Source organism: Novosphingobium sp. BL-S-21 (assembly GCF_055521655.1).
In genome coordinates, this window is the sequence record NZ_CM145495.1 from 428,592 (window position 1) to 449,662 (window position 21,071).

At 66.1% G+C, this 21,071-nt stretch carries 12 protein-coding genes; 9 read left to right on the forward strand and 3 right to left on the reverse strand.

The window, feature by feature from the left end; genetic code table 11:
• Window positions 1-119 precede the first annotated feature (119 nt).
• From ACZ1J6_RS01680 to ACZ1J6_RS01720, 9 genes are all read left to right on the forward strand, one after another.
• Window positions 120-1,220, forward strand: a complete 1,101-nt coding sequence (locus ACZ1J6_RS01680) for a LacI family DNA-binding transcriptional regulator (protein ID WP_431567555.1) — start codon at window positions 120-122, stop codon at window positions 1,218-1,220.
• A gap of 246 nt (window positions 1,221-1,466) precedes the next feature.
• Window positions 1,467-3,737 (forward strand): WD40/YVTN/BNR-like repeat-containing protein, encoded by a 2,271-nt coding sequence (locus tag ACZ1J6_RS01685; protein ID WP_243841000.1) that lies wholly within the window; start codon window positions 1,467-1,469, stop codon window positions 3,735-3,737.
• Complete coding sequence (locus ACZ1J6_RS01690) at window positions 3,734-5,371, forward strand: DUF5597 domain-containing protein (RefSeq protein WP_134094216.1); 1,638 nt, start codon at window positions 3,734-3,736, stop codon at window positions 5,369-5,371. The genes ACZ1J6_RS01685 and ACZ1J6_RS01690 overlap by 4 nt, the downstream gene beginning before the upstream one ends.
• A 37-nt stretch (window positions 5,372-5,408) precedes the next feature.
• Window positions 5,409-8,303 (forward strand): TIM-barrel domain-containing protein, encoded by a 2,895-nt coding sequence (locus ACZ1J6_RS01695; protein ID WP_134094217.1) that lies wholly within the window; start codon window positions 5,409-5,411, stop codon window positions 8,301-8,303.
• Between the two features lie 326 nt (window positions 8,304-8,629).
• A complete protein-coding gene (locus ACZ1J6_RS01700; protein WP_431567454.1) occupies window positions 8,630-9,769 on the forward strand; it encodes an IS110 family RNA-guided transposase in 1,140 nt (379 codons plus the stop codon).
• A gap of 303 nt (window positions 9,770-10,072) precedes the next feature.
• On the forward strand, window positions 10,073-12,217 hold the full coding sequence (locus tag ACZ1J6_RS01705) for a TonB-dependent receptor (protein ID WP_166675241.1): 2,145 nt from the start codon (window positions 10,073-10,075) through the stop codon (window positions 12,215-12,217).
• The gene (locus tag ACZ1J6_RS01710) at window positions 12,217-13,296 is read left to right on the forward strand and encodes a PepSY-associated TM helix domain-containing protein (RefSeq protein WP_134094219.1); all 1,080 of its coding nucleotides are present in this window, start codon (window positions 12,217-12,219) and stop codon (window positions 13,294-13,296) included. The genes ACZ1J6_RS01705 and ACZ1J6_RS01710 overlap by 1 nt, the downstream gene beginning before the upstream one ends.
• A gap of 152 nt (window positions 13,297-13,448) precedes the next feature.
• The gene (locus ACZ1J6_RS01715) at window positions 13,449-15,662 is read left to right on the forward strand and encodes a galactocerebrosidase (protein WP_208324840.1); all 2,214 of its coding nucleotides are present in this window, start codon (window positions 13,449-13,451) and stop codon (window positions 15,660-15,662) included.
• 15 nt (window positions 15,663-15,677) lie between these two features.
• A complete protein-coding gene (locus ACZ1J6_RS01720) occupies window positions 15,678-17,093 on the forward strand; it encodes a glycoside hydrolase family 28 protein (protein ID WP_208324841.1) in 1,416 nt (471 codons plus the stop codon).
• A gap of 46 nt (window positions 17,094-17,139) precedes the next feature.
• Here the strand turns inward: ACZ1J6_RS01720 and ACZ1J6_RS01725 are convergent, their stop codons facing one another.
• Genes ACZ1J6_RS01725 through kdpC form a run of 3 tightly spaced genes read right to left on the reverse strand, consistent with a single transcriptional unit; the run spans window position 17,140 to window position 21,070 of the window.
• The gene (locus tag ACZ1J6_RS01725; RefSeq protein WP_134094220.1) at window positions 17,140-17,841 is read right to left on the reverse strand and encodes a response regulator; all 702 of its coding nucleotides are present in this window, start codon (window positions 17,839-17,841) and stop codon (window positions 17,140-17,142) included.
• Window positions 17,838-20,483: a DUF4118 domain-containing protein gene (locus tag ACZ1J6_RS01730; RefSeq protein ID WP_134094221.1), complete on the reverse strand. Its 2,646-nt coding sequence runs from the start codon at window positions 20,481-20,483 to the stop codon at window positions 17,838-17,840. Before ACZ1J6_RS01730 ends, ACZ1J6_RS01725 begins: the two co-directional genes overlap by 4 nt.
• Entirely contained in the window at window positions 20,480-21,070 is a 591-nt protein-coding gene (kdpC, locus tag ACZ1J6_RS01735; RefSeq protein WP_134094222.1) for a potassium-transporting ATPase subunit KdpC, read from the reverse strand. The genes ACZ1J6_RS01730 and kdpC overlap by 4 nt, the downstream gene beginning before the upstream one ends.
• Window position 21,071 lies beyond the last annotated feature (1 nt).

Here is a 21,071-nt window from a genome sequence, read left to right on the forward strand (position 1 = left end):
TGGAAATCGGCTCCGGAGCCGTTGATGATGATTGCGCTACCATCAAGCGGCGAATGCGATTTTTCGGCCTCGATCAAGCATCCGCTTTCCACCGGCAGCAGACGTGCTAGACGGTGACCATGTCCGAAAGTGAGCGCAAACGCCGCAGCTCTAAGCCCCGTCCGGCCAAGGCGCCGACGATCGTCGACGTTGCCGCGCTTGCCGGGGTGTCGATGATGACCGTCTCGCGGGTGATCAACTCCGAGCAAAAAGTTCGGCAGTCCACGCGCGATGCCGTGAATGCCGCGATTGCGAAGCTCAACTATGCGCCGAACCGGGCCGCGCGCAGTCTGGCCGGTGCGTCGCAACTGCGGCTGGGCCTGCTCTATTCGAACCCATCGGAGGCCTTCCTGAGCGCCTTTGTCGTGGGCAGTCTGGAGGAGGCGGGGCGCTCGGATGTGCAGATCATCGTCCAGAAAGTGGAGGACGGGGAGGACCTGGGTCTCGCCGCGAAGCGCATGGTGGCCGGCGGCATTCACGGCGTGATCCTGCCGCCGCCGCTGAACGAGGCGAACGAGGTGCTCCTGGTCCTGCGCCAGACGGACACGCCCACCGTGGCTGTGACGACGGCGGTTCCGCATGAAGGCATCGCCACTATCATGATCGACGATCGCAGCGCGGCGCGCGAGATGACCGCGCACCTGATCGAACTGGGTCACCGCAGGATCGGCTTCATCGTCGGCCATCCCGAACTTTCCGCCAGCGGCGCGCGGCTGGAAGGCTATCGCGAGGCGCTGGCCGAAGCGTCGATACCTTTTGACGAGGCTCTGGTGGCCCAGGGTTATTTTACGTACCGATCCGGGCTGGATGCAGCCGAGGAGCTGCTTTCGCTGGAGGATCAGCCTTCGGCGATCTTTGCCAGCAACGACGATATGGCGGCGGCGACGGTGGCGATCGCACATCGGCGCGGTCTGGACGTGCCGGGCGATCTTACCGTCTGCGGTTTCGACGACGTGGCACTGGCGACGACGATTTGGCCAGAGCTTACCACGATCCAGCAGCCGATCATGGAGATGAGCCGCCGCGCGGTGGAACTGCTGGTGACATTGCTGCGCAACGACCGCAAGGAGCAGATCGGCGACTTGCGGATCGAGGTGGATTACAAGCTGGTACGTCGCCAGTCCGATGCCGCACCAAGGCGCCGGCCGGCGATGCGCCCGCCAGTGCCCAGCTGGGGCTGAACGCAGCGGAAGCGTCCGTTCAGCTACGGGTATTAACTTGGTTCAGCATGGCCTGACAGCCATCTAAATTCCTTATCTTGTCGTGGCCTGCCCCCGTAATAGCCGCCGAACTATTTGCGTGACCGTCATTTTTCTTCTGTTATGTTAGCGTTATCGATATGAGCTGATGGATGTTACGGCGCGTCAACGAGCGCGTCGGCTTCTTGAAGCGAGAGGATGAATGGGGGCGTGGGCATCCGTAGGGCAATGAGCGCGCGATCGATTTCTTTCGCAATCGCAGCGGTTGGCGCGGTAGCGGCAGCGTGCGGACCGGTCGTTGCAAGGGACGCCGGCACCCATCTCTCGTCGGCGTCCTCCAACGCTGTTCCTTACGACTGGCGCAGCGTGCGCGTGGGCGGCGGCGGTTTTACCCCCGGCCTGGTGTTCAGCCCGGTGGAGCGGGGCCTTGCATGGCTGCGCAGCGACATGGGTGGCGCCTATCGCTGGGATGGGCGCGCCGGGACGTGGATTCCGCTTCAGGACGGCGTTGCCGAAGGCAGCTTCATGGGAATCGAGAGCATCGCCGCCGATCCTGTCGATGCCGGAACGGTCTATCTTGCCGCGGGCATGAACTGGTCCGCGCCGGCTGCGATCTTCCGCTCGGCCGACTATGGCAAGACCTGGCGCGAGACGCGCGTGCCTTTCGCGATGGGCGGCAACGAGAACGGGCGCGGGCTGGGCGAACGGCTCGCCATCGATCCGTTCGCGCACGATCGCCTGCTGTTCGGCTCACGTCATCAGGGGCTCTGGGCCAGCGACGACGCGGGCGCGAACTGGCGCAAGCTGGATGCCTTCCCGCTCGCGGTGCTGGGGCTGCCGACCAATCGGCGCGAGACGCACGGCGGACTTTCGTTCGTGGTGTTCGATGCCAAAGTGCGCGGCCGCGTCTTCGTGGGCAGCGCCGATCTGGGCGAGCGCCACCTGTTCCGGTCGGACGATGGCGGCAGGACGTGGCGCGCTGTTGCGGGCGGCCCGGCGAGTGATCTGCTGCCGGTAAAGGCGGTGATCGGGCGCGACGGACTACTGACGATCACCTATTGCGACGGGATCGGCCCCAACGGCATCACGCGCGGCGCGGTCTGGCGCTTCGATCCGGCGCTCGGGTCTTGGCGCGACGTGACGCCGATCAAGGGCCCGGACGCGCCCGTTGGTGGCTACATGGGCGTTGCGGTGGCCGCGTCCGACCCGCAGACCATCGCCGTCAGCACGGTGGACCGGGGCAAGCCGGTCGACACCGTCTGGCTCAGCCATGATGGGGGCGCGCATTGGGACGAATTGTGGAAGCGCTCGACCCGTGATGTGTCGGCAACGCCGTTCCTCGATTTCGGCGCCAAGGCGAACTTCGGGCACTGGATTGCGGGCCTTGCGATCGATCCGTTCGACGCCAACCACGCCGCCTATGTGACGGGCGCGACGGTCTATGCCACCGACGAATTGCAGAAGCCGGGCACGATGGCCTGGGCGCCGTGGACTCAGGGGATCGAGCAGACGGCGATCATCACATTCGTCAGCCCCACAGGCGGCGCGCATCTGGTTTCAGGCTTCGGCGATATCGGCGGCTTCCGGCACGACGACTTTGCCGTCTCGCCCGCCAGCCAGCACGTCAATCCGTTCCTGTCGAACACCAATACGCTGGACTTCGGCGGCCGTGTGCCGCTGGTGATGGTGCGCAGTGGCAATACGCATGCGCCGGTGGTGCCCGATACCTCGCTGGCATGGTCGGCGGATGGCGGCGCGACATGGACGCCGCTGCGCGTGCCGCAGGGTACGCCACATGCTGACGGTAGTCCGCTGCCGGAAGAGACGGGCAATGCCGCGATCACCGTCTCAGCCGATGGCGGCACTTTCCTGGTCGAGACCGACCAGCCCCGGATCACCCGTGATCGCGGCGCGACATGGCAACCCGTCACCGGCTTGCCGAGCCGCATGCGCGTGACGGCCGACAAGCAGGACGCCCGTCGCTTCTACGCGATCGACTTCGCGAACAATCGCGTGGTGCGCAGCAATGATGGCGGCGCGCAATTCCATGCCGTCGCGGGCAAGGGCCTGCCGGCCGACCTTTCCTCAGCGCGCAACGACAACCGCGAGGCGCCTGCGCCGATCCTGGCCGATGCCAACCGGGCGGGCGCGCTCTGGCTCAATCTGGGCGGCGCGCTCTATCGCTCGACCGACTTTGGGGAAAGCTGGACCCGGACTGGGCAAGCCATTGCCATCGAACGCTATGGCCTTGGTAAAGCCGCGCCGGGCCGCGATGTGGCGGCGCTCTATGCGCTGGGCGCGGTCGGTGGGCTGCGCGCGGTCTGGCGCTCCATCGACGGCGGCACAACGTGGCAGCGGATCAATGACGAGGCCCATCAGTGGGGCCTGCGCATCCGCGTGATTTCCGGCGACCCGCGCCAGTTCGGGCGCATCTACATTGGCACGGATGGCCGGGGCATCGTCTATGGCGATCCACGGTCTGCGGAGGGGACAGAATGAAAAGCAAAGACTTCATCGCATCGCTCATGCTGGCGACCGCCATCGGTGTGGCCGCACCTGCCTATGCCCAGGATGCCGCAACGCAGATCCCGCGCATGGAAAGCCGCGACGGCCGTCACGCGCTGATCGTGGACGGCAAGCCGTTCCTGATGCTGGGTGCGCAGGCCAACAATTCCAGCAACTATGCCGGATCGCTTGATGCCGTCTGGCCGGTTCTGGACGCGATCCACGCAAACACGCTGGAAATCCCGGTCGCCTGGGAACAGGTAGAACCGGTCGAGGGTAAGTTCGACTTCACGTACCTCCAGACCCTGCTCGATGCCGCGCGTGCGCATGACAAGCGCGTGGTGCTGCTGTGGTTCGGCACCTGGAAGAACACCAGCCCCAGCTACACACCTTCGTGGGTGAAGCTCGACAACAAGCGCTTCCCGCGCATGAAGGCGCCGGACGGTTCGGACCACTACGTGCTCAGCCCGCTATCGCAGAACACGCTTGCTGCGGACCGGCGCGCTTTCGTGAAGGTGATGGAATACCTGCGCGATCATGACCGGCAGAACACCGTGATCATGGTCCAGCCGGAGAATGAGACCGGATCCTACCGCGTGCCGCGCGATTTCTCGGCCGAAGCCAATGCGCTGTTCGCAAAGCCGATTCCGGCGGCGTTGGCCAAGAAGACCGGCAAGTCGGGCACCTGGGAAGCGGCCTTCGGCAAGCAGGCACCGCGCGCGTTCAACACCTGGTACGTCGCCCAGTTCGTCGATGCGCTGGCGCAGGCGGGCAAGGCGGTGAAGCCACTGCCGATGTACGTCAACGCCTCGCTCGCCGGGCCGTCCAACGTGCCCGATCCTACCGGTGTCGCCAGCGGCGGCCCGCAGTGGGACGTGCTGGACATCTGGAAGGCCGGCGCCCCCGCGATCGACTTCGCCGCGCCCGACATCTACGACCGCAACAGCGCCAACGTGACCCAGTACCTCGACAAATACACCCGTCCCGACAATGCACTGATGGTGCCGGAGATCGGCAACGCGAAGGAATTCGCGCGCTTCTTCTGGGCCACCATCGGGCGCGGCGGTATCGGTTTCGCGCCGTTCGGCATGGATGACACCGGCTATTTCAACTACCCGCTCGGCGCCGCCGCGCTGGACAAGGAAACGCTGGCCGCATTCGCGCTGCCCTATGGCACGCTGGCGCCGATCGCCAGCGACTGGGCCCGGATCGCTGCGTCGCATCCGACCTGGGGCGCTGCCAAGCCGGACGACAATTCGCCCCGCGAAACGGTGATGGGCAAGTGGAAGATCTCCGCCGACTGGGGCCAGTGGCAATTCGGCCAGAAAGACTGGACCTGGATCCCCACCAAGCCCGCACCCTGGGCCGATCAGCCGGTGGGCGGCATGGCCGTGGCCCAGCTTTCGGACACCGAATACCTGATCATGGGCGATCACGTGCGCGTCAACTTCTCGCCCGCCAAGGGCGAGAGCAACGGCGTGATCGTCGCGATCGAGGAAGGTACGTTCAAGGATGGCAAGTGGGTGACCACGCGCGTCTGGAACGGTGACCAGACCGACTACGGTATCAACCTTATCGACCGGCCGCAGGTGATCAAGGTCACCACCGGCTTCTATTCTTCCAAGTAAACGCAAGGAACCGCCGAAGGCGGCAGAGGATCACGACATGAAGCAATTCACGATGGCAACGCTGCTGGCAGGTTCCGCCCTGTCGCTGGTGCCGGCAGTCGCGCTGGCCGCCGAAGCGGGCGTGGAGAACATTCCCGGCGGCGTAGCGGTCACCCCGCAGAGCGGTCCTTCCGATCGCGTCGAAGTGACGCTGCACGGTGACGGCATCTTCCACGTCGTCGCCCATGCGCGCGGCATGCAGGCCCCGGCCGCCAGCGCCAGCCTGATGGCGCCGAACCCGCCGGCCGCCGGCCAGTACACCGTCAGCCAGAATGCCGGCCACGTTACCGTGAAGGCCGCGAAGGCCACCGCCGATATCGATCTTGCCAGCGGGCAGGTGCGCTTCCTCGACGCAGCGGGCAAGGACCTGCTGGGGGAATCGGCAGCCACGGTCTTCACCCAGACCAAGGCGGACGGCACCCCCTACGTCACCGTTTCGCAGCAGTTCAACCGCGGCACCGACGAAGGCCTCTACGGCCTTGGCCAGCACCAGCAGGCGGTGATGGACTACAATGGCGAGGACGTGGAACTCGCCCAGCACAACATGGACATCGGCGTGCCCTTCCTCGTTTCCAGCAAGGGCTATGGCCTGCTCTGGGATAACGAGAGCATCACCCGCTTCGGCAACCCCGCCGCCTATACCTTGGTTGGCGATAAGGGCGGCATGAAGGTGACAAGCGGCGGCAAGCCGGGCTTCTCCGCCAAGTACTACCTGGATGACAAGCTGGCGGTCGCCCGCCAGGAAGCCACGGTGGACTACCAGTTCCTGGACGATCAGGCGAAATGGCCGGAAGCCGGCAAGGCCAAGACGGTCGCGTCGGAGCAGGGCCAGAACACCGCCGGTAACGCCGTGCAGACGCAGAAAGTGGTGTGGGAGGGCGACCTCCAGCCCGACAAGACCGGCACGCACAAGTTCCAGCTCTACGGTTCCAGCTACTACAAGGTCTATATCGACGGTGAGCTGAAGCTGGACCGCTGGCGCCAGAACTGGAACCCCTGGTACGCCAATTTCGAAGTGCCGATGACGGCGGGCAAGCCCGCGCACATCCGCATCGAATGGGATCCCAACGCCGGCTACATGGCGCTGCTCCACAACGACCCGCTGCCCGAGGCGGACCGCCACTCGGTCTGGTTCACCAGCGAAGTCGCGCGGGACAAGGATTATTGGTTTATCGCGGGCGGCGATATGGATGGCGCGATCGCCGGCTATCGCCAGCTGACCGGCAAGTCGGAAATGATGCCTAAGTGGGTCTACGGCTTCTGGCAGTCGCGCCAGCGCTATGACACCGCGAAGGAACTGACCGGCGTTGTGGAGGAATACCGCAAGCGGCAGTATCCGCTGGACAATATCGTGCTCGATTGGCGCTACTGGACGGACGATTCCTGGGGTAGCCACAAGTTCGACCCCAGCCGCTTCCCCGATCCCGCCGCGATGGTCAGCACGGTGCACGGCGATCATGCCAACATCATGATCTCCGTCTGGCCGAAGTTCTATCCGACCACGGATACCTTCAAGGAACTGGACGCGGCCGGCGCGATCTACCACGGCAATTTGCGCCAGGGTAACAAGGACTGGGTCGGCCCGGGCTTTGCCAACACCTTCTACGATCCGTACTCTGCCAAGGGCCGCGAGATTTTCTGGCGCCAGGTGGAGGACCGCATCGCCAAGTTCGGTTTCGACGCCTGGTGGGCGGACGCCAGCGAACCCGACATGCATTCGAACCTGTCGATCGAGAAGCGCATAGATACGATGGGCCCGACGGCGATGGGTCCGGCAACGGAGTTCTTCAACTCCTACCCGCTGATGAACGCCCGTTCGTTCTTCGAAGGCTGGCGCGGCTTCAAGCCGGACGTGCGCCCGTTCCTGCTGACGCGTTCGGGCTTCGGCGGCCTGCAGCGCTACGGCGCGGCCGTCTGGTCGGGCGACGTGGCCACGCGCTGGTACGATCTGCACGCGCAGATCTCTGCCGGCGTGAACACCGGCATGTCGGGCCTTGCCAACTGGACGCACGACATCGGCGGCTTCTCGGTCGAACCGCGCTTCGCAGCGGAAAAGCCCAAGGCGGCGGACCTCGACGAATGGCGCGAATTGAACTTGCGCTGGTTCCAGTTCGGCGCGTTCAGCCCGCTGTTCCGCAGCCATGGCGAGCAGCCCTGGCGCGAGATCTACGAAATCTCGCCCGAAGGTTCGCCGATGCGCGCATCGATGGTCTGGTATGACGAGCTGCGCTACCGCCTGATGCCCTACATCTACACCTTAGGCGCCGACACGTACCAGAAGGACGGGTCGATCATGCGCGGCCTCGTCATGGACTTCCCGGAGGACGCGAAGGCCCGCAAGGCCAACGACGAGTACCTGTTCGGCAAGGCCTTCCTGGTCGCCCCGGTCACCACTTATCAGGCGCGCGAGCGGGAGGTCTACTTCCCCGGCACCGGCGTGACCTGGTACGAATTCGGCACCGGCAAGACCTATCAGGGCGGCTCCAGCGCCACCATCTCGGCCCCGGCCGAGCGCATGCCGCTGTTCGTCCGCGCCGGCTCCATCGTGCCGATGGGCCCGGTGATGCAGTACACCGACGAGAAGCCCGACGCGCCTATCACGCTGGTGGTCTATACCGGCGCCAACGGTACTTTCTCGGTCTACAACGACGATGGCCGTTCGCAGCAGTACCGCGACGGGGCGTGGGAACGCATGCCGGTGCGCTATGACGATGCCAGCGGCACCGTCTCCATCGGCGCGCGTGAGGGCAAGGGCTATGCCGGCATGCCGCAGAACCGCACGGTTCGCGTCAAGTGGATCGCCCCGGGCCAGAGCGTAGCCGAAGCCACCACGTTCGACGCCGAAGTGCGCTGGACCGGCAAGGCGCTGCAAGTGAAGCGCCCCAAGCGCTGAGCATGAACGGAGCAGCCTCGCTCTCGCCTTCGAGAGTCGGGGCCGCTCCGGCATGTCTTTCGGCCGCCGCGTGTGGCCGGCGACGACAGGCGCGGTATCGCGTAATCCGAGAGGAACCTGAAGCGACATGAACGAGCTTCGCGCAGCCCTTGCTGCTCTCGGGCCGCTTCCCGCTGTCACTTGGCAGCAGTCGCTAATGCGAGTGACTTGCATTCGAGGGGGGTGGCGTTAGAAGGCCGCCCGATAAGGGAGGCCTCAAAAAGATCCTATGTAGGCCGCCGGTCTGAGTCGGTATTCTGACGGCAGTGTCATTCAGGAGATTGGCCATGACGACAGAACAGGAGCTTGCCTTCCGATCGGCGACCAGCGAAACCGTTTATGCGGCAATCGAGCTGAGCAAGAAGAGTTGGGTCATATCCGTAGCCCACCCTGACCAGCCCAAGCCGAGCATCTATCGTCTGCCAGGCGGCGATTTTGATGCCTTGGTGACGCGGCTTCGCAAGGTCGCCGGATCGATCCCGAGAATCGTGATCTGTTATGAGGCGGGCTACGATGGGTTCTGGCTGGCGCGCCGCCTGACCAGTTCAGGGATCGAGTGCCGGGTACTGGATCCCGCCAGCCTGCAGGTGAACCGTCGTGCACGCAGGGTGAAGACGGATCGCATCGATGCCCTGATGCTGCTCCGGGCCGTCATCGCGATTGACCGGGGCGATCATCATGTATGTGCTGTCGTGCGCGTTCCCGATGTCGAAGAAGAAGATGCGCGCCGATCGCACCGGGAACGGCAACGTCTAATCCACGAGCGCACAGCCCACATCAACCGGATCAAGGGCCTGCTTTTTGGACAAGGGATCAGGGGTATCGAACCAAAGCTGCGCGCGACCCGGATTGATTTTGCCTCCCTTGTCACCGCCGAAGGTAAATCGCTTCCCGAACGCCTACGCCATGAACTCGAACGTGAATATGCACGGCTGGCTTTGGTCGAAGAGCAAATCCGCTGCGTCGAGAAGGAGCGCGACATGGCTGATGCGCAAGACCCCGCCATCGAGCAGAAGCGCCAGATGCTTCGCCTGCTCCCCGGAGTCGGCGGAACGACTGCCGCCATCATGGCGCGGGAAATCTTCTCACGGCAGTTCAGCAGCCGCTCGCACCTGGGTTCCTATCTCGGGCTGACACCGAGTGCCTACGACAGCGGCTCGACGACGAAATGTCAGGGCATCTCAAAAGCTGGCAACAGCTGGGCTCGGCGCATCCTCATCGAGATCGCCTGGATCTGGCAGCAAAAACATCCCGAAAGTCCGCTGACGAAATGGTTCAGGGCGCGAACACAGGGGCAATCGCCGCGCATGCGCCGGATCATGTTGGTGGCTATGGCCCGCAAGCTGGCAATCACGCTGTGGCGCTATGTCGAAACTGGCCTCATACCTGAAGGATTGGTGATACCAGACAAGGCGGCTGCGGCCTGATAATCAGCCTTTGAGAGTTCAGGCCCCGGCCAGGGCCTGAAAGCGGGGTGACGGGCTTCGAGAGTATGATTGGTGCGAATGCACCGACAAAAAGTGTGAAACCGTCCCCTTGAACGTCTGAGCTGTGCATGCAGGATTGTGGCAAGCCGTCATGGAGCTGCCGGATATAAGTTGATGCGCCAGGCGCACGCCTGCACGAGGACGATCAACCCCGCCGATCTCGACAGAATGAAAAAGGCAACCGGACAAGGTCTGCCGCAGGTTCTGCGCGCGCCACTTGACACGAGACGCCACATATAAATCATGATCCGTCATTCGATGCTCGTCTTGCCGCTTGTGCTGACCGCGGCGCCCGTCGCTGCGCAGGAATTCAGACCGGACCAGGGGCTGGACGAAGGGATCGTGGTCACGGCGGCCCGCACCGCGCTGCCGATCAACACCCTGCCGATGACGGTCGACGTGATCGACAACGCCGCGCTCAGCCAGCAGGTGGCCATCGGCGGCTCCATCGTCGATGCGGTTTCGGCGCTTACGCCTTCGTTTTCGCCCACCCGGCAGAAGCTGTCCGGCGCGGGAGAGACGCTGCGCGGGCGCTCGCCGCTTTATGCCATCAACGGCATTCCGCAAACGGCACCTCTGCGTGACGGCGCGCGCGACGGGTTCTCCATAGATCCGTTCTTCGTCGACCGCGTGGAAGTGATCTACGGTTCCAACGCCCTGCAGGGAATCGGCGGCACCGGCGGCATCGTCAACCAGGTGACGGTGGGACCGCCGCGGCAGGACGGGATTTCCGGGCGCGTGCTGGTGCAGGGGAATTCGGACACGGGCTTCAGCGATGACGGCATGGGCGGCAAAGTCGCCGGCCTGGTCGGCTGGCGGCAGGGGCGCTTCGACGCCACGGTCGGCGGGGCTTTCGAAAAGCGCGGCGTGTTCTACGATGGGCACGGGGATCGCATCGGCACCGACCTGACCCAGGGCGAGACCCAGGACAGCCGCTCGTGGTCGGTGTTCGGCCGCTTCGGTTATGCGGTATCGGATACGGCGCGGTTGGATCTCATGGTCAACCGCTTCCAGCTCAAGGGCGAGGGCGACTACGTCGCCGCCAATGGGGACTACACGCGCAACCTGCCCACGACCTCGGTTCGAGGCACCCCGCCGGGCGTGCCGGCCACCAATCGCACGGAAAGTGCGGCGATGACCTATACGGATACCGCGCTCTGGGGTGGCAACCTGATGCTTCAGGGCTTCCTCAACCGTTCGCGCGACACGTACGGCGGTGAGATCGCCCCGATCGCCACGTTCCAGGATGCCGCGATCGCCCCGCTGGGAACCCTGTTCGACCAGTCCCAGAACCGCAGCCGCAAATTTGGCGGCAAGTTCTCCTACGAACGCAAGGTGCCCGGCCTGGAGGCGCTGACCGTCATCGTCGGTCTCGACGTGCTGTTCGACAAGACCGAGCAGCGCCTGATCGCCACGGATCGTTCGTGGGTGCCGCCGGCGGAATATCGCAGTCTGGCGCCTTTCGCGCAGTTCAACCTCGCCCTGCTGGACGACGTGCTGCACCTTGCGGCCGGCGTGCGCCATGAGGACGTACGGATCACCGTCGACGATTATCGCACGCTCGCCAGCTACGGCGGCGGCTTTGCGGTTTCGGGCGGCACGCCGAAGTTCAGCGACAACCTGCTCAACGGCGGCGTCATCCTGGAGCCGTGGAAGGGCATCCGCGCCTATGCCAGCTATGCCGAGGGCTATACGGTGCCCGACGTCGGCCGCATCGCGCGCGCTGTCAGCCGGCCCGGCGTCGACATCGACAACTACGTCAACATCAGCCCGATCGTGTCGAACAACCGCGAACTGGGCGTCGAGGTGAAGCGCGGTCCGCTGGATGCCAGCGCGGCCTATTTCTGGTCGACCAGCAAGAACGGCTCGCTGCTGGTGCAGAGCGGCGGCGTGTTCGAGGTGCAGCGCCAGCGCGTCGAGATCCAGGGGCTGGAGATCAACCTCTCGGCCCAGACCCCGGTGCCGGGGCTGACGCTTTCCACCGGCTATGCCCACCTCATCGGGCGCACCGACGGTTCGGACGACGGCATCGACAAAGTCGACCGCGATCTCGACGGGGCGAACATCTCGCCCGATCGCCTCAACCTGGCGGCCAGCTACCGCCAGGGCGCCGTCTCGGCACGGGTCCAGACCCAGTTCTTCCTTTCGAACAAGTTCGAACGGGCACCGGGCGACTACAACGAGACCTACAGCTTCGGCGGGTACGACGTGACCGACCTCAGCTTGCGCTACGATACGCGCTTCGGCGGCGTGACGCTGGCGGCGCAGAATATCTTCGACACCTTCTACATCGACTACTACACCCAGACGGTGCGCCCGACCGACAATGCCCATTTCTTCGCCGGTCGCGGCCGCAACTTCACGCTGAGTTGGGATTACCGCTTCTGATGAAGCTGCTGGACACCCTGCATCGCTGGACCGGGGGGCTGGTCGGCCTGCTGCTGGCGATCATGGGGCTGACGGGCGCAATCCTCGTCCATCGGGATGCCTGGGTCGCGCTGCCTCATGCCGGCGACGCGCAAGTGCAGAGCACGCAAGTTCTGGCGGCGACGGCCGCCCGGCTCATGGCCGATCCGGCCAGGCGGCCGCAGTCGATCACCTTCGCCAATGCGGACTTCGGGCTGGACCGGCTGGCCTACAAGGGCGGCGCCGGGGCCTATGTCACGCAGGCGGGCGATCCGGTGCTCGACTGGAGCAGCCAGTGGGCACGGCCCGAACTGTGGCTTTCCGATTTCCACCAGCACCTGCTCGCAGGCGAAGAGGGCGAAACCGTGATCGGGATCGCCGGTCTCTGCGGCCTGTTCTTCGTCATCAGCGGGACCATCCTGTGGTGGCGGACGCGCCGGACATTCGAATTCCGGCTCTGGCCTGCCCGCATGACGCGCCCGTCCATCGTGCGCCAGCACCGCGACCTGGGCATCGTCATCGCCCCCTTGCTGGCACTCTCGCTGGTGACCGGCACGGTGCTCGTGTTCCGGCCGCTGGCCGCCGTCATCCTCGGCCCCGGCGCGCCCGGCGAGATCGACCGGGCGCTGAAGCCGCCCACTGCACCGGCAGCCGCGCTGGCCGACGATCTCGACTGGGCAGCGATGATCCGCGCCGCGCGCGGGCGCTTCCCCGCTGCGGAAGTGCGCAGCCTTGCCCTGCCGCGCGCCGATGGCGGGCTGATAACCCTGCGGATGCGCGGTCCGGGGGAATGGTTGCCGAACGGCCGCACGACGGTATGGTTCGCGGCGGACACCGGCCGCATCGTCGCGGCCCGCGACGCCGCCGATCTCTCCGGCAGGGTGACGGCGTACAATGCGCTCTACCCGCTTCATGCCGGAAAAGTGGGCGGCTTGCCGTTTCGCCTGGTCATGACGCTCTCCGGCCTCGGCCTTGCCATGCTGGGTACTTTCACCCTGTGGTCGTTCTGGTTCAGACGGCCGCGGCGGCGCGCTTCGCCAAAGCCGCTCTCCAGCCGCTGATCCGCCTTTCGGCCGCTTTGCGGCGTTCCGCGGCACAAGAGCGATTGTGCAGCCCTTTCAATTGTGCCAGCCTTGGTTGTGCCAGCGTTGGCACAAACGATCCTGCGGACGCGGTCAGGGACTGCGTGACGTTGCGGCGGAGAGGGTAGAGGATGCGGAAATGGCTGCGGCAAGCAGACGGCACGGTCGATAGCGGCAGGCGCCGGCACCTCCTGGTCGGCGCCTTTGCCGCCCTGCATTATACCGCTTTGCGCAGCTTCCCCGCGATGGCACGCGAAAGCGTGGAGCCCGGCGAAACCCGGTTGAGGCTGCGGGGGGACCGGCCGGGCGAGCGCTTCGACGGGATCGGCGTGGTGAACGGCGGCGGTGCCACTTCCGTGCTGCTCAAGGACTATCCCGAGCCGCAGCGCAGCCAGATCCTCGACTTGCTTTTCAAGCCCAGGTTTGGCGCATCGGTCAGCGCCCTGCTCGTGGAAATCCCCGGCGACGGCAATGCCACCCAGGGGTCCATGCCCAGCCACATGCACGCGCGGGACGATCTGGATTACGGCCGCGGCTACACCTGGTGGATCATGAAGGAGGCGAAGGCGCGCAATCCCGGTCTCAGTCTCGATGCCACGGCCTGGAGCGCGCCCGGCTGGCTGGGGGACGCGGGCGGGCACTTCGACAGAATGCCGGGACAGGGCGACGCCAAGTTCTTCTCGGCCGATACCGTCGACTATTACCTCAAATGGCTGGAGGGCCTGCGCAGCGTTCACGGGCTCGAATTGGACGCGATCGGCGTCCGCAACGAAAAGGGCGTCTCCTTCGCTTTCGCCAAGGCTTTCAAGACGGCGCTGAGAACGCGCGGTTTCGGGCAGGTCAAATTGCATGCCTTCGACAACTGGCCCGAATGGAAGCTGGATTTCGTGCCGCAGATGCTGGCCGACAAGGAGCTGCGGGACTCGATCGACATCATCAGCGCTCACACGTTCCATTCCAACTTCAAGACCACGCCGGAGGTACGCGCGGCCGCCAGGGCGATGGGGAAGCCGATCTGGAACAGCGAGGACCACGTCTACAAGAAGGGTTTCGACTGCGCCCTGGGCATCGTCAAATGCTTCAATCGCAATTATATCGACAGCGGCGCGACCAAGATCGTCAACTGGTATGATATCGCCGCGCTCTATCCGCTGGAGCCTTACTCCGAAGACCCCGCAGCCCTGCTGGCGCACGAACCATGGAGCGGGCACTACCGGGTGCGCGAGGCGCTCTGGGGCTATGCGCATTACGGGCAGTTCACCGAGATCGGCTGGACTTACGTGCCGGGCGGCAGCGGGGTGCTGGCGAAAGGCGGCTCTTTCGTCACGCTGAAATCGCCGGACGGCAACTTCAGCACGATCATCGAGACGAAGGGCGCCCAAGGGCAGCAGCGGATCCGGCTGGACATCGGCCCGGGGCTTGCGCGCCGGCCGCTCTGCCTCTGGCGCAGCACCGCGCGCGAGCAGTTCGCCCGGCAGGGGGATCTCCACCCGCAAGGCGGCAGCGTCTCGGTCATGCTGGAGCCGGACGCGATCTACTCGCTGTCGACCACCACCGGCCAGCAGAAGGGCGCCTTCTCCGATATCCCGGCGCCGAAAGCCTTTCCCTTTCCCTATCACGACCGCTTCGGCGACTATTCCGCGCCGCAAGCGAGCGGGTACCTGCCGCGATATACGGCGGATATCGCCGGAGTCTTCGAACTCACCGACCGGCCCGACGGCCAAGGCCAGTGCCTGCGGCAGGTCGTGCCGGTGCCCACGATCTCCTGGGCGCCGGATTGGCGGCCCTATACGATCCTGGGCGACGCGGCCTGGTCCGATTACGAGATCGCGAGCCGGGTCTGGCTTGGCGCCGGGGACGTCGCGGGCATCATGGGGCGGATCAACCATGTCGGCACCGGCTATGGCTTCATCCCCAAGGGCTATTTCTTTGAAGTCGCCGACGGGGGCCATTGCCGTCTGGTCGCCATTCGCGGGAAGAAGGATCCCAAGGCCCCGGTCGGCGATGCCGAACAGCAGGCGCTTCTCGGCAAGGCGGCAGGCGCCGCGCAGGGCGGGGAGTTGCTGCTCGCCCATGCTGCCGTGCCGACGCTGCGTCCGGGCCGCTGGCATGACCTGAGCCTGCGCTTTCAGGGCGAAGAGATCACGGCCCTGCTGGACGGCAAGCCCGTGCTCACGGCGCGGGACGGGCTTTACGGAAAGGGCATGGCCGGCTTGCTGGTCGGGCAGACAGCCGACCGGGTCAGTCGTCCCTGGTTCGCGAACATCATCGTCAAGCCGCTGGGCGGGCCTGAGCCGGCGCCCTTCGTGCCGGGTGCTCGCCATGTGCCCATCTATCGAAGCTGATCAGGAGCCAGGCCGTTGAACCGCATCCTTTCCCGCCGCACATTGCTCCAGGCGGCGAGCGCCGCGCCGCTGCTGACCATGCCCGCCCTCGCTGCCGCTGGCGGAACGGCCCCGCGGCAGCAGCGTGTGCGCGTGAAAGCGCCTTTCGCCATGCCCGATATCGAGGTGCCCGATTTCTCCGCGAGCCGGATCTTCCCGATCACCGATTTCGGCGCGCGGCAGGACGACCAGCAGCGCACCGGCATGGCCATCGACAAGGCGGTGGCAGCGGCCAGCGCTGCGGGGGCCGGCACGGTGCTGGTCCCGCCGGGCCTGTGGCCGACCGGCAGGATCCACCTCCGCAGCAACGTCAATCTTCACCTCGCGAAAGGCGCGACGCTGCTCTTTTCCGACGATCCGCAGGACTATCTGCCAGCGGTGCAGACATCGTGGGAAGGGATCGAATGCTTCAACTATTCGCCGCTGATCTATGCTTATGGGTGCCACAACGTCGCGATCAGCGGGCCGGGGAAGCTTCAGGCGAAACTTGAGCTTTGGAGCCGGTGGTACGCCCGCCCCAAGGCGCATATGGACGCATTGGTCGCGCTCTATCAAATGGCGCGCAGCGACAGGCCGGTGGCCGAGCGGCAGATGGCGGTGGGTGAGAACAACCTGCGGCCGCATTTCATCCAGTTCAACCGCTGCCGCAACGTGCTGGTGGAGGACATCTCGATAGAGGGCAGCCCGTTCTGGACCCTGCATCCGCTGCTTTGCCGCGACGTGGTCATCCGCCGGGTCAGGATCCACGCGCATGGCCACAACAACGACGGCGTGGATCCGGAGATGAGCCAGAACGTGCTGATCGAGGATTGCCAGTTCGACCAGGGCGACGACGCAGTATCGGTGAAATCGGGGCGCGACATGGACGCCTGGAGACTGGGCGTGCCCGCGAAGAACATCGTCATGCGCAATTGCCGCATCGTGAACGGCCATCAACTGATGGCGATCGGCAGCGAGCTATCGGCAGGGATCGAGAACGTCTGGGTGGACAACTGCCACTTCGTGGGAGACGGGCAGAAGAAGGACGGCACGGCAGTGCCGATCGACAACCTGCTGTTCGTCAAGACCAACGAGCGCCGGGGCGGCTTCGTCCGCAACATCCACATGTCGAACGTCACGGCCACGACGCTGGCCGGTAGCGTTCTGGCCGTGGAGACGGACGTGCTCTACCAGTGGAAGACCCTGCTGCCCACGTATGTCCGCAAGCTGACCCCCATCGAAGGGCTTCACGTTCGGAACGTGCAAGTCGGCCATGCCCGCTCGGTCTGCGCGATCGCCGGGGAAAGCGAACTCCCCGTGCGCAACGTATCGCTGCAAGGCGTGGAGGTTCGCGCGCTCACCGGCCCCGCGGTCGTCACGAAGAACGTCGAAGGCTTCACGAACCGCGCCTGATCGGCCGGTGGCGAGCGGCCAGTGGCTAGGAACGCGGAACGCGGTATCAGAGGTCTTCCGCAAGGCGCAGGCGGTAGCCGATGCCTGCGTCGTTGCCGATGATCCGCGGGCGCTGGGGGTCGGTTTCCAGCTTCTGGCGCAAGGCCCGCACCAGGACGCGCAAGTATTCGACATGGCGTTCTGCGGCGTCGGGCCAGACATGTGCCATGATCCGGTCATGGGTGATGACCCGGCCGGGGAATTCCGCGAGCTGGGACAGCACGGCATATTCCTTGGGGGTCAGGCGGACTTCGCGGCCGCCCTTCACGATCCGGCGCGAGGCCAGGTCGATCGAGAGATCGCCTATCACGAGAACGCGGCCGTTCCCGCTGCCGCCGCGTGTCATTCTGCCCCGCAGCGCCGCGCGCGCGCGGGCGAGAAGTTCGGCGATGTCGAAGGGCTTGGTGAGATAGTCGTCGGCGCCAAGGTCGAGCGCTGCGACCTTTTCCTCTATCGCGTCGCGGGCCGAAATGACGATGAGCGCCTTGTCGCCATGCCGCTTGATCAGCGGCACCAGTTCCAGGCCATCGCGATCGGGCAGGCCGAGATCGAGCAGGACGAGGTCCGGCTCCTCCTGCGCCAGCAGTTCCAGCGCCTCGCGCGCGTTTTCCGCCGCCACCACGGCATAGTCCGCGTCCGCCATGGCCCTCTGCACGAGGGAGCGAATGTGCGGTTCGTCGTCGACGATGAGGACTTTCGGGGCCGTCATGGAAGGTCCTTGCTATCGAGAGGCACGCCGATCAGCGCTGCGGGAATGCGAATGGTGAAGCCGGGGCCCGGGGCCGCGTCATCGCCCGCCGCTTCCACCGACAGATCCATAGCCCGGGCGAAGGCTTTCACAATGCCCTGAACGCGCGCGGACCCGGTGGCGTGCTGGGGCGCGGCCCCGATTATCGAGAGCGTGATCGCGTCGGGCAGGCGGCGGCAGTGGATCAGGAGTTCCCGTTCCGCGGCGCTGCCGGCGCTGTCGAGCAGGATGACGAGGCAATGGCGCAGAAGCACCGGGTCGACCTGCACGGGGGGCATGCCGGGCGCGATATCTATGGTCACGCCGGAATCCTGCCGTGACCGGCGGGTTTCGTGCAAGGCATCCGCGACGGCGCCGAACAGGTCCGTCGCTTCGGCTTGCACGGGCAGGGCGCCGGTTTCCAGGCGGGCCAGATCGATGAGCGCCGCTGCCAGGCGGTCGAGCCGGGCGGCCTCGGTTTCGATGATGCCCGCCAGGTCTGCCGAGGGACGTCGCTTCATGTCCCGGGCCGCGGCGACGATTGCGGAGAGGGGGCTGCGCAGATCCTGGTCCAGCGCGGAAAGCAAGGCCGCGTTCAGCCCGTCCGGCGCGGCGATCCGGCGCGCCTGCGAATGCTCCGTTTCCAGCGCCATGCGGTCGAAGGCGATGGAGGCCTGGTCGAGCAGGCTCATCAACAGGGGCAGTCGGTCGGACCGGAGCGGGTCGCGGGCGTCGCTCCGGGCGATCCCGAGTACGCCAAGGACACCGCGCGCGGTGCGCAGCGGGTGAAACAGCCAGTCCGATGCGGTCAGCGTGGCGGAACCGCGTCCGGCGGGCAAACCCCTGTCCAGCGCCCACTGCGCGGCGGCGATCTCGATCTGCCCCAGTCGGTCCTCGGGCGGAAAGGCGGCGCGAAGCTCGGGGCCCTGGGGGGTGGGGAGCAGCAGCACCGTCTTCACGTCGAGCAGCCGGGCGACTTCCGCGCAGATCGCCTGGAGCAGCGCCTCCTGCGTCGCCGCGGCGGTGAGCTGGCGCGAGAAGCCGGCCAGCGCGGCGTTCTGGCGCGCGCTCGATCCGGCAAGTTCCGCCTGCGCGTGGACGCGGGCTGCGAACTGGCTGGTGGCAAAGGCCACGCCCAGGAGGACGAGGATGGAGACGACGTTCTCCGGGTTGCTGACCGTCAGTGTGCCGGTGGGCGGCAGGAAGAAGAAATTGTAGGCGAGGCTGGCCGCGAGCCCGGTGAACAGTCCGGCGCGCAGGCCGAATGTCGCGGCGGCGAACATGACCGGCACCAGGAACAGCAACGCGATATTGCCAAGATCGAGCACTTCGACGAGCACCCGCCCGGCCGCGGTCACTGCGGCGACCATCAGCAGGGACCAGAGATAGTGCGACGGCGGCCCCCAGCGCCGGCGCGGGCCACGTCCCCTCCGGCCTCGCGGGACGGGCTCCGCCGCGAACGGCAGGACATGGATCGCCACGTCGCCAATGCTGCCCAGCAGACGGTCCACCGCCGACCCGCGCCGCCGCACGCGCCAGTGGGAGCGGTGAGACGTTCCGGGCAGGATCTGGCCAGTCATGATCTGACCAGTCGCGATCTGGCCGATCACCAACTGGGTCGCCCGTTCCTGCCGGGCGAAGTCGCGCAGACCTTCGACTACACCGAAGGCCGGAATGCTGGCGGTGGATGCGCCGAGCCGGGAGGCCAGCGCCAGTGCTTCGGCCAACCGGCGTCGATCCTCCTCGCGGAAGTGATGGTCCCGCCGGGTTTCGATATGGACCGCGCTCCAGGGCGCCCTCAGCGCATCGGCCAGGCGCTTGCCCGCGCGAACCAGCCCGGCCGCGTGGGCATCCGCGCCGATGGCGACCATGATCCGGTCGCCCGCGGCGAAACTGCCTGCGAGGGCATGGGCGCGCAGGTGCTCCAGCATCTGCGCGTCGACCGCCTGAGCCGCGCGGCGCAGAGCCAGTTCGCGCAAGGCCGTGAGGTTGGATTTCGAGAAGAAGTGGCCGAGCGCCCGCGTCGCCTCATGCGGGATATAGACCTTGCCGTCCCGCAGCCGCTCGATCAGCTCGTCCGGGGGAATGTCCACCACTTCGATCTCGGCCTGTTCGAGGATCGAATCCGGCACCGTCTCGCGCACGCGGACGCGGGTGAAGGAGGCGACGACGTCGTTCAGGCTCTCGACGTGCTGGATGTTCAGTGTGGAATAGACGTCGATCCCGGCGTCGAGCAGTTCCACCACGTCCTGATAGCGCTTGGGATGGCGGCTGCCGGGCGCATTGCTGTGCGCCAGTTCGTCGACCAGCACCAGGCCGGGGCAGCGTTCGAGAATGGCGTCGAGGTCCATCTCGTCCAGCGCATGGCCCCGGTGATCGATCTGCCGCCGGGGGATGATCTCGTGGCCGCCCAGAAGTGCCTCGGTGTCCCGCCGGCCATGGGTTTCGGCCACGCCCACGATGACGTCGGCGCCGGCTTCCCGGCGCTGGCGGCCTTCGGTCAGCATTTCCCAGGTCTTGCCCACCCCCGGTGCGGCGCCGAGGAAGATCTTGAGACGGCCGCGTCCCTCCCGCGCGGCGGCGCGCAGGAGGGCTTCGGGTGAAGGCCGATCGGCTTCGGTCACGGCACGGGCTTGCGGCCAATGGCATCGAGCCGCCGATTGAGCATCAGGACGTTCACGCGCGGTTCGCCCAGAAAGCCCAGGATCGGCCGCTCCACGGACTGTTCGACCAGGGTCTCGACCGCCGCGCGATCGAGATTGCGGACACGGGCGACGCGGTCCACCTGGTACAAGGCCGCCTCGGGGCTGATGTCGGGATCGAGCCCCGAGGCGGAGGTGGTCACCAGGTCGGATGGAACGGGTCGACCGGGTGCCGCAGTCTGCAGCGCGTGAATGTCGCCCCCCACGCGCTCGGCCAGCACGCGCGAGGCGGGACCGAGGTTCGACCCGGAGGAGGCAAGGCCGTCGTAGCCCTTGCCCGCTGCCGAGGGGCGGGTGTGGAAGTAGCGTTCGGTAACGAAGGCCTGCCCCACCACGGAGGAGCCGACGATCCTGCCGCGTTCCGCGATGAGGCTGCCGCCCGCCTGGGCGGGGAACAGGAACTGCCCCAGTCCGGTGATGGCCAGCGGATAGGCGAGGCCCAGCAGCAGCGCGAAGAGCACCGTCATCACGAGGGCCGGACGCAGCGACGAAAGGATATCCCGGTTCATT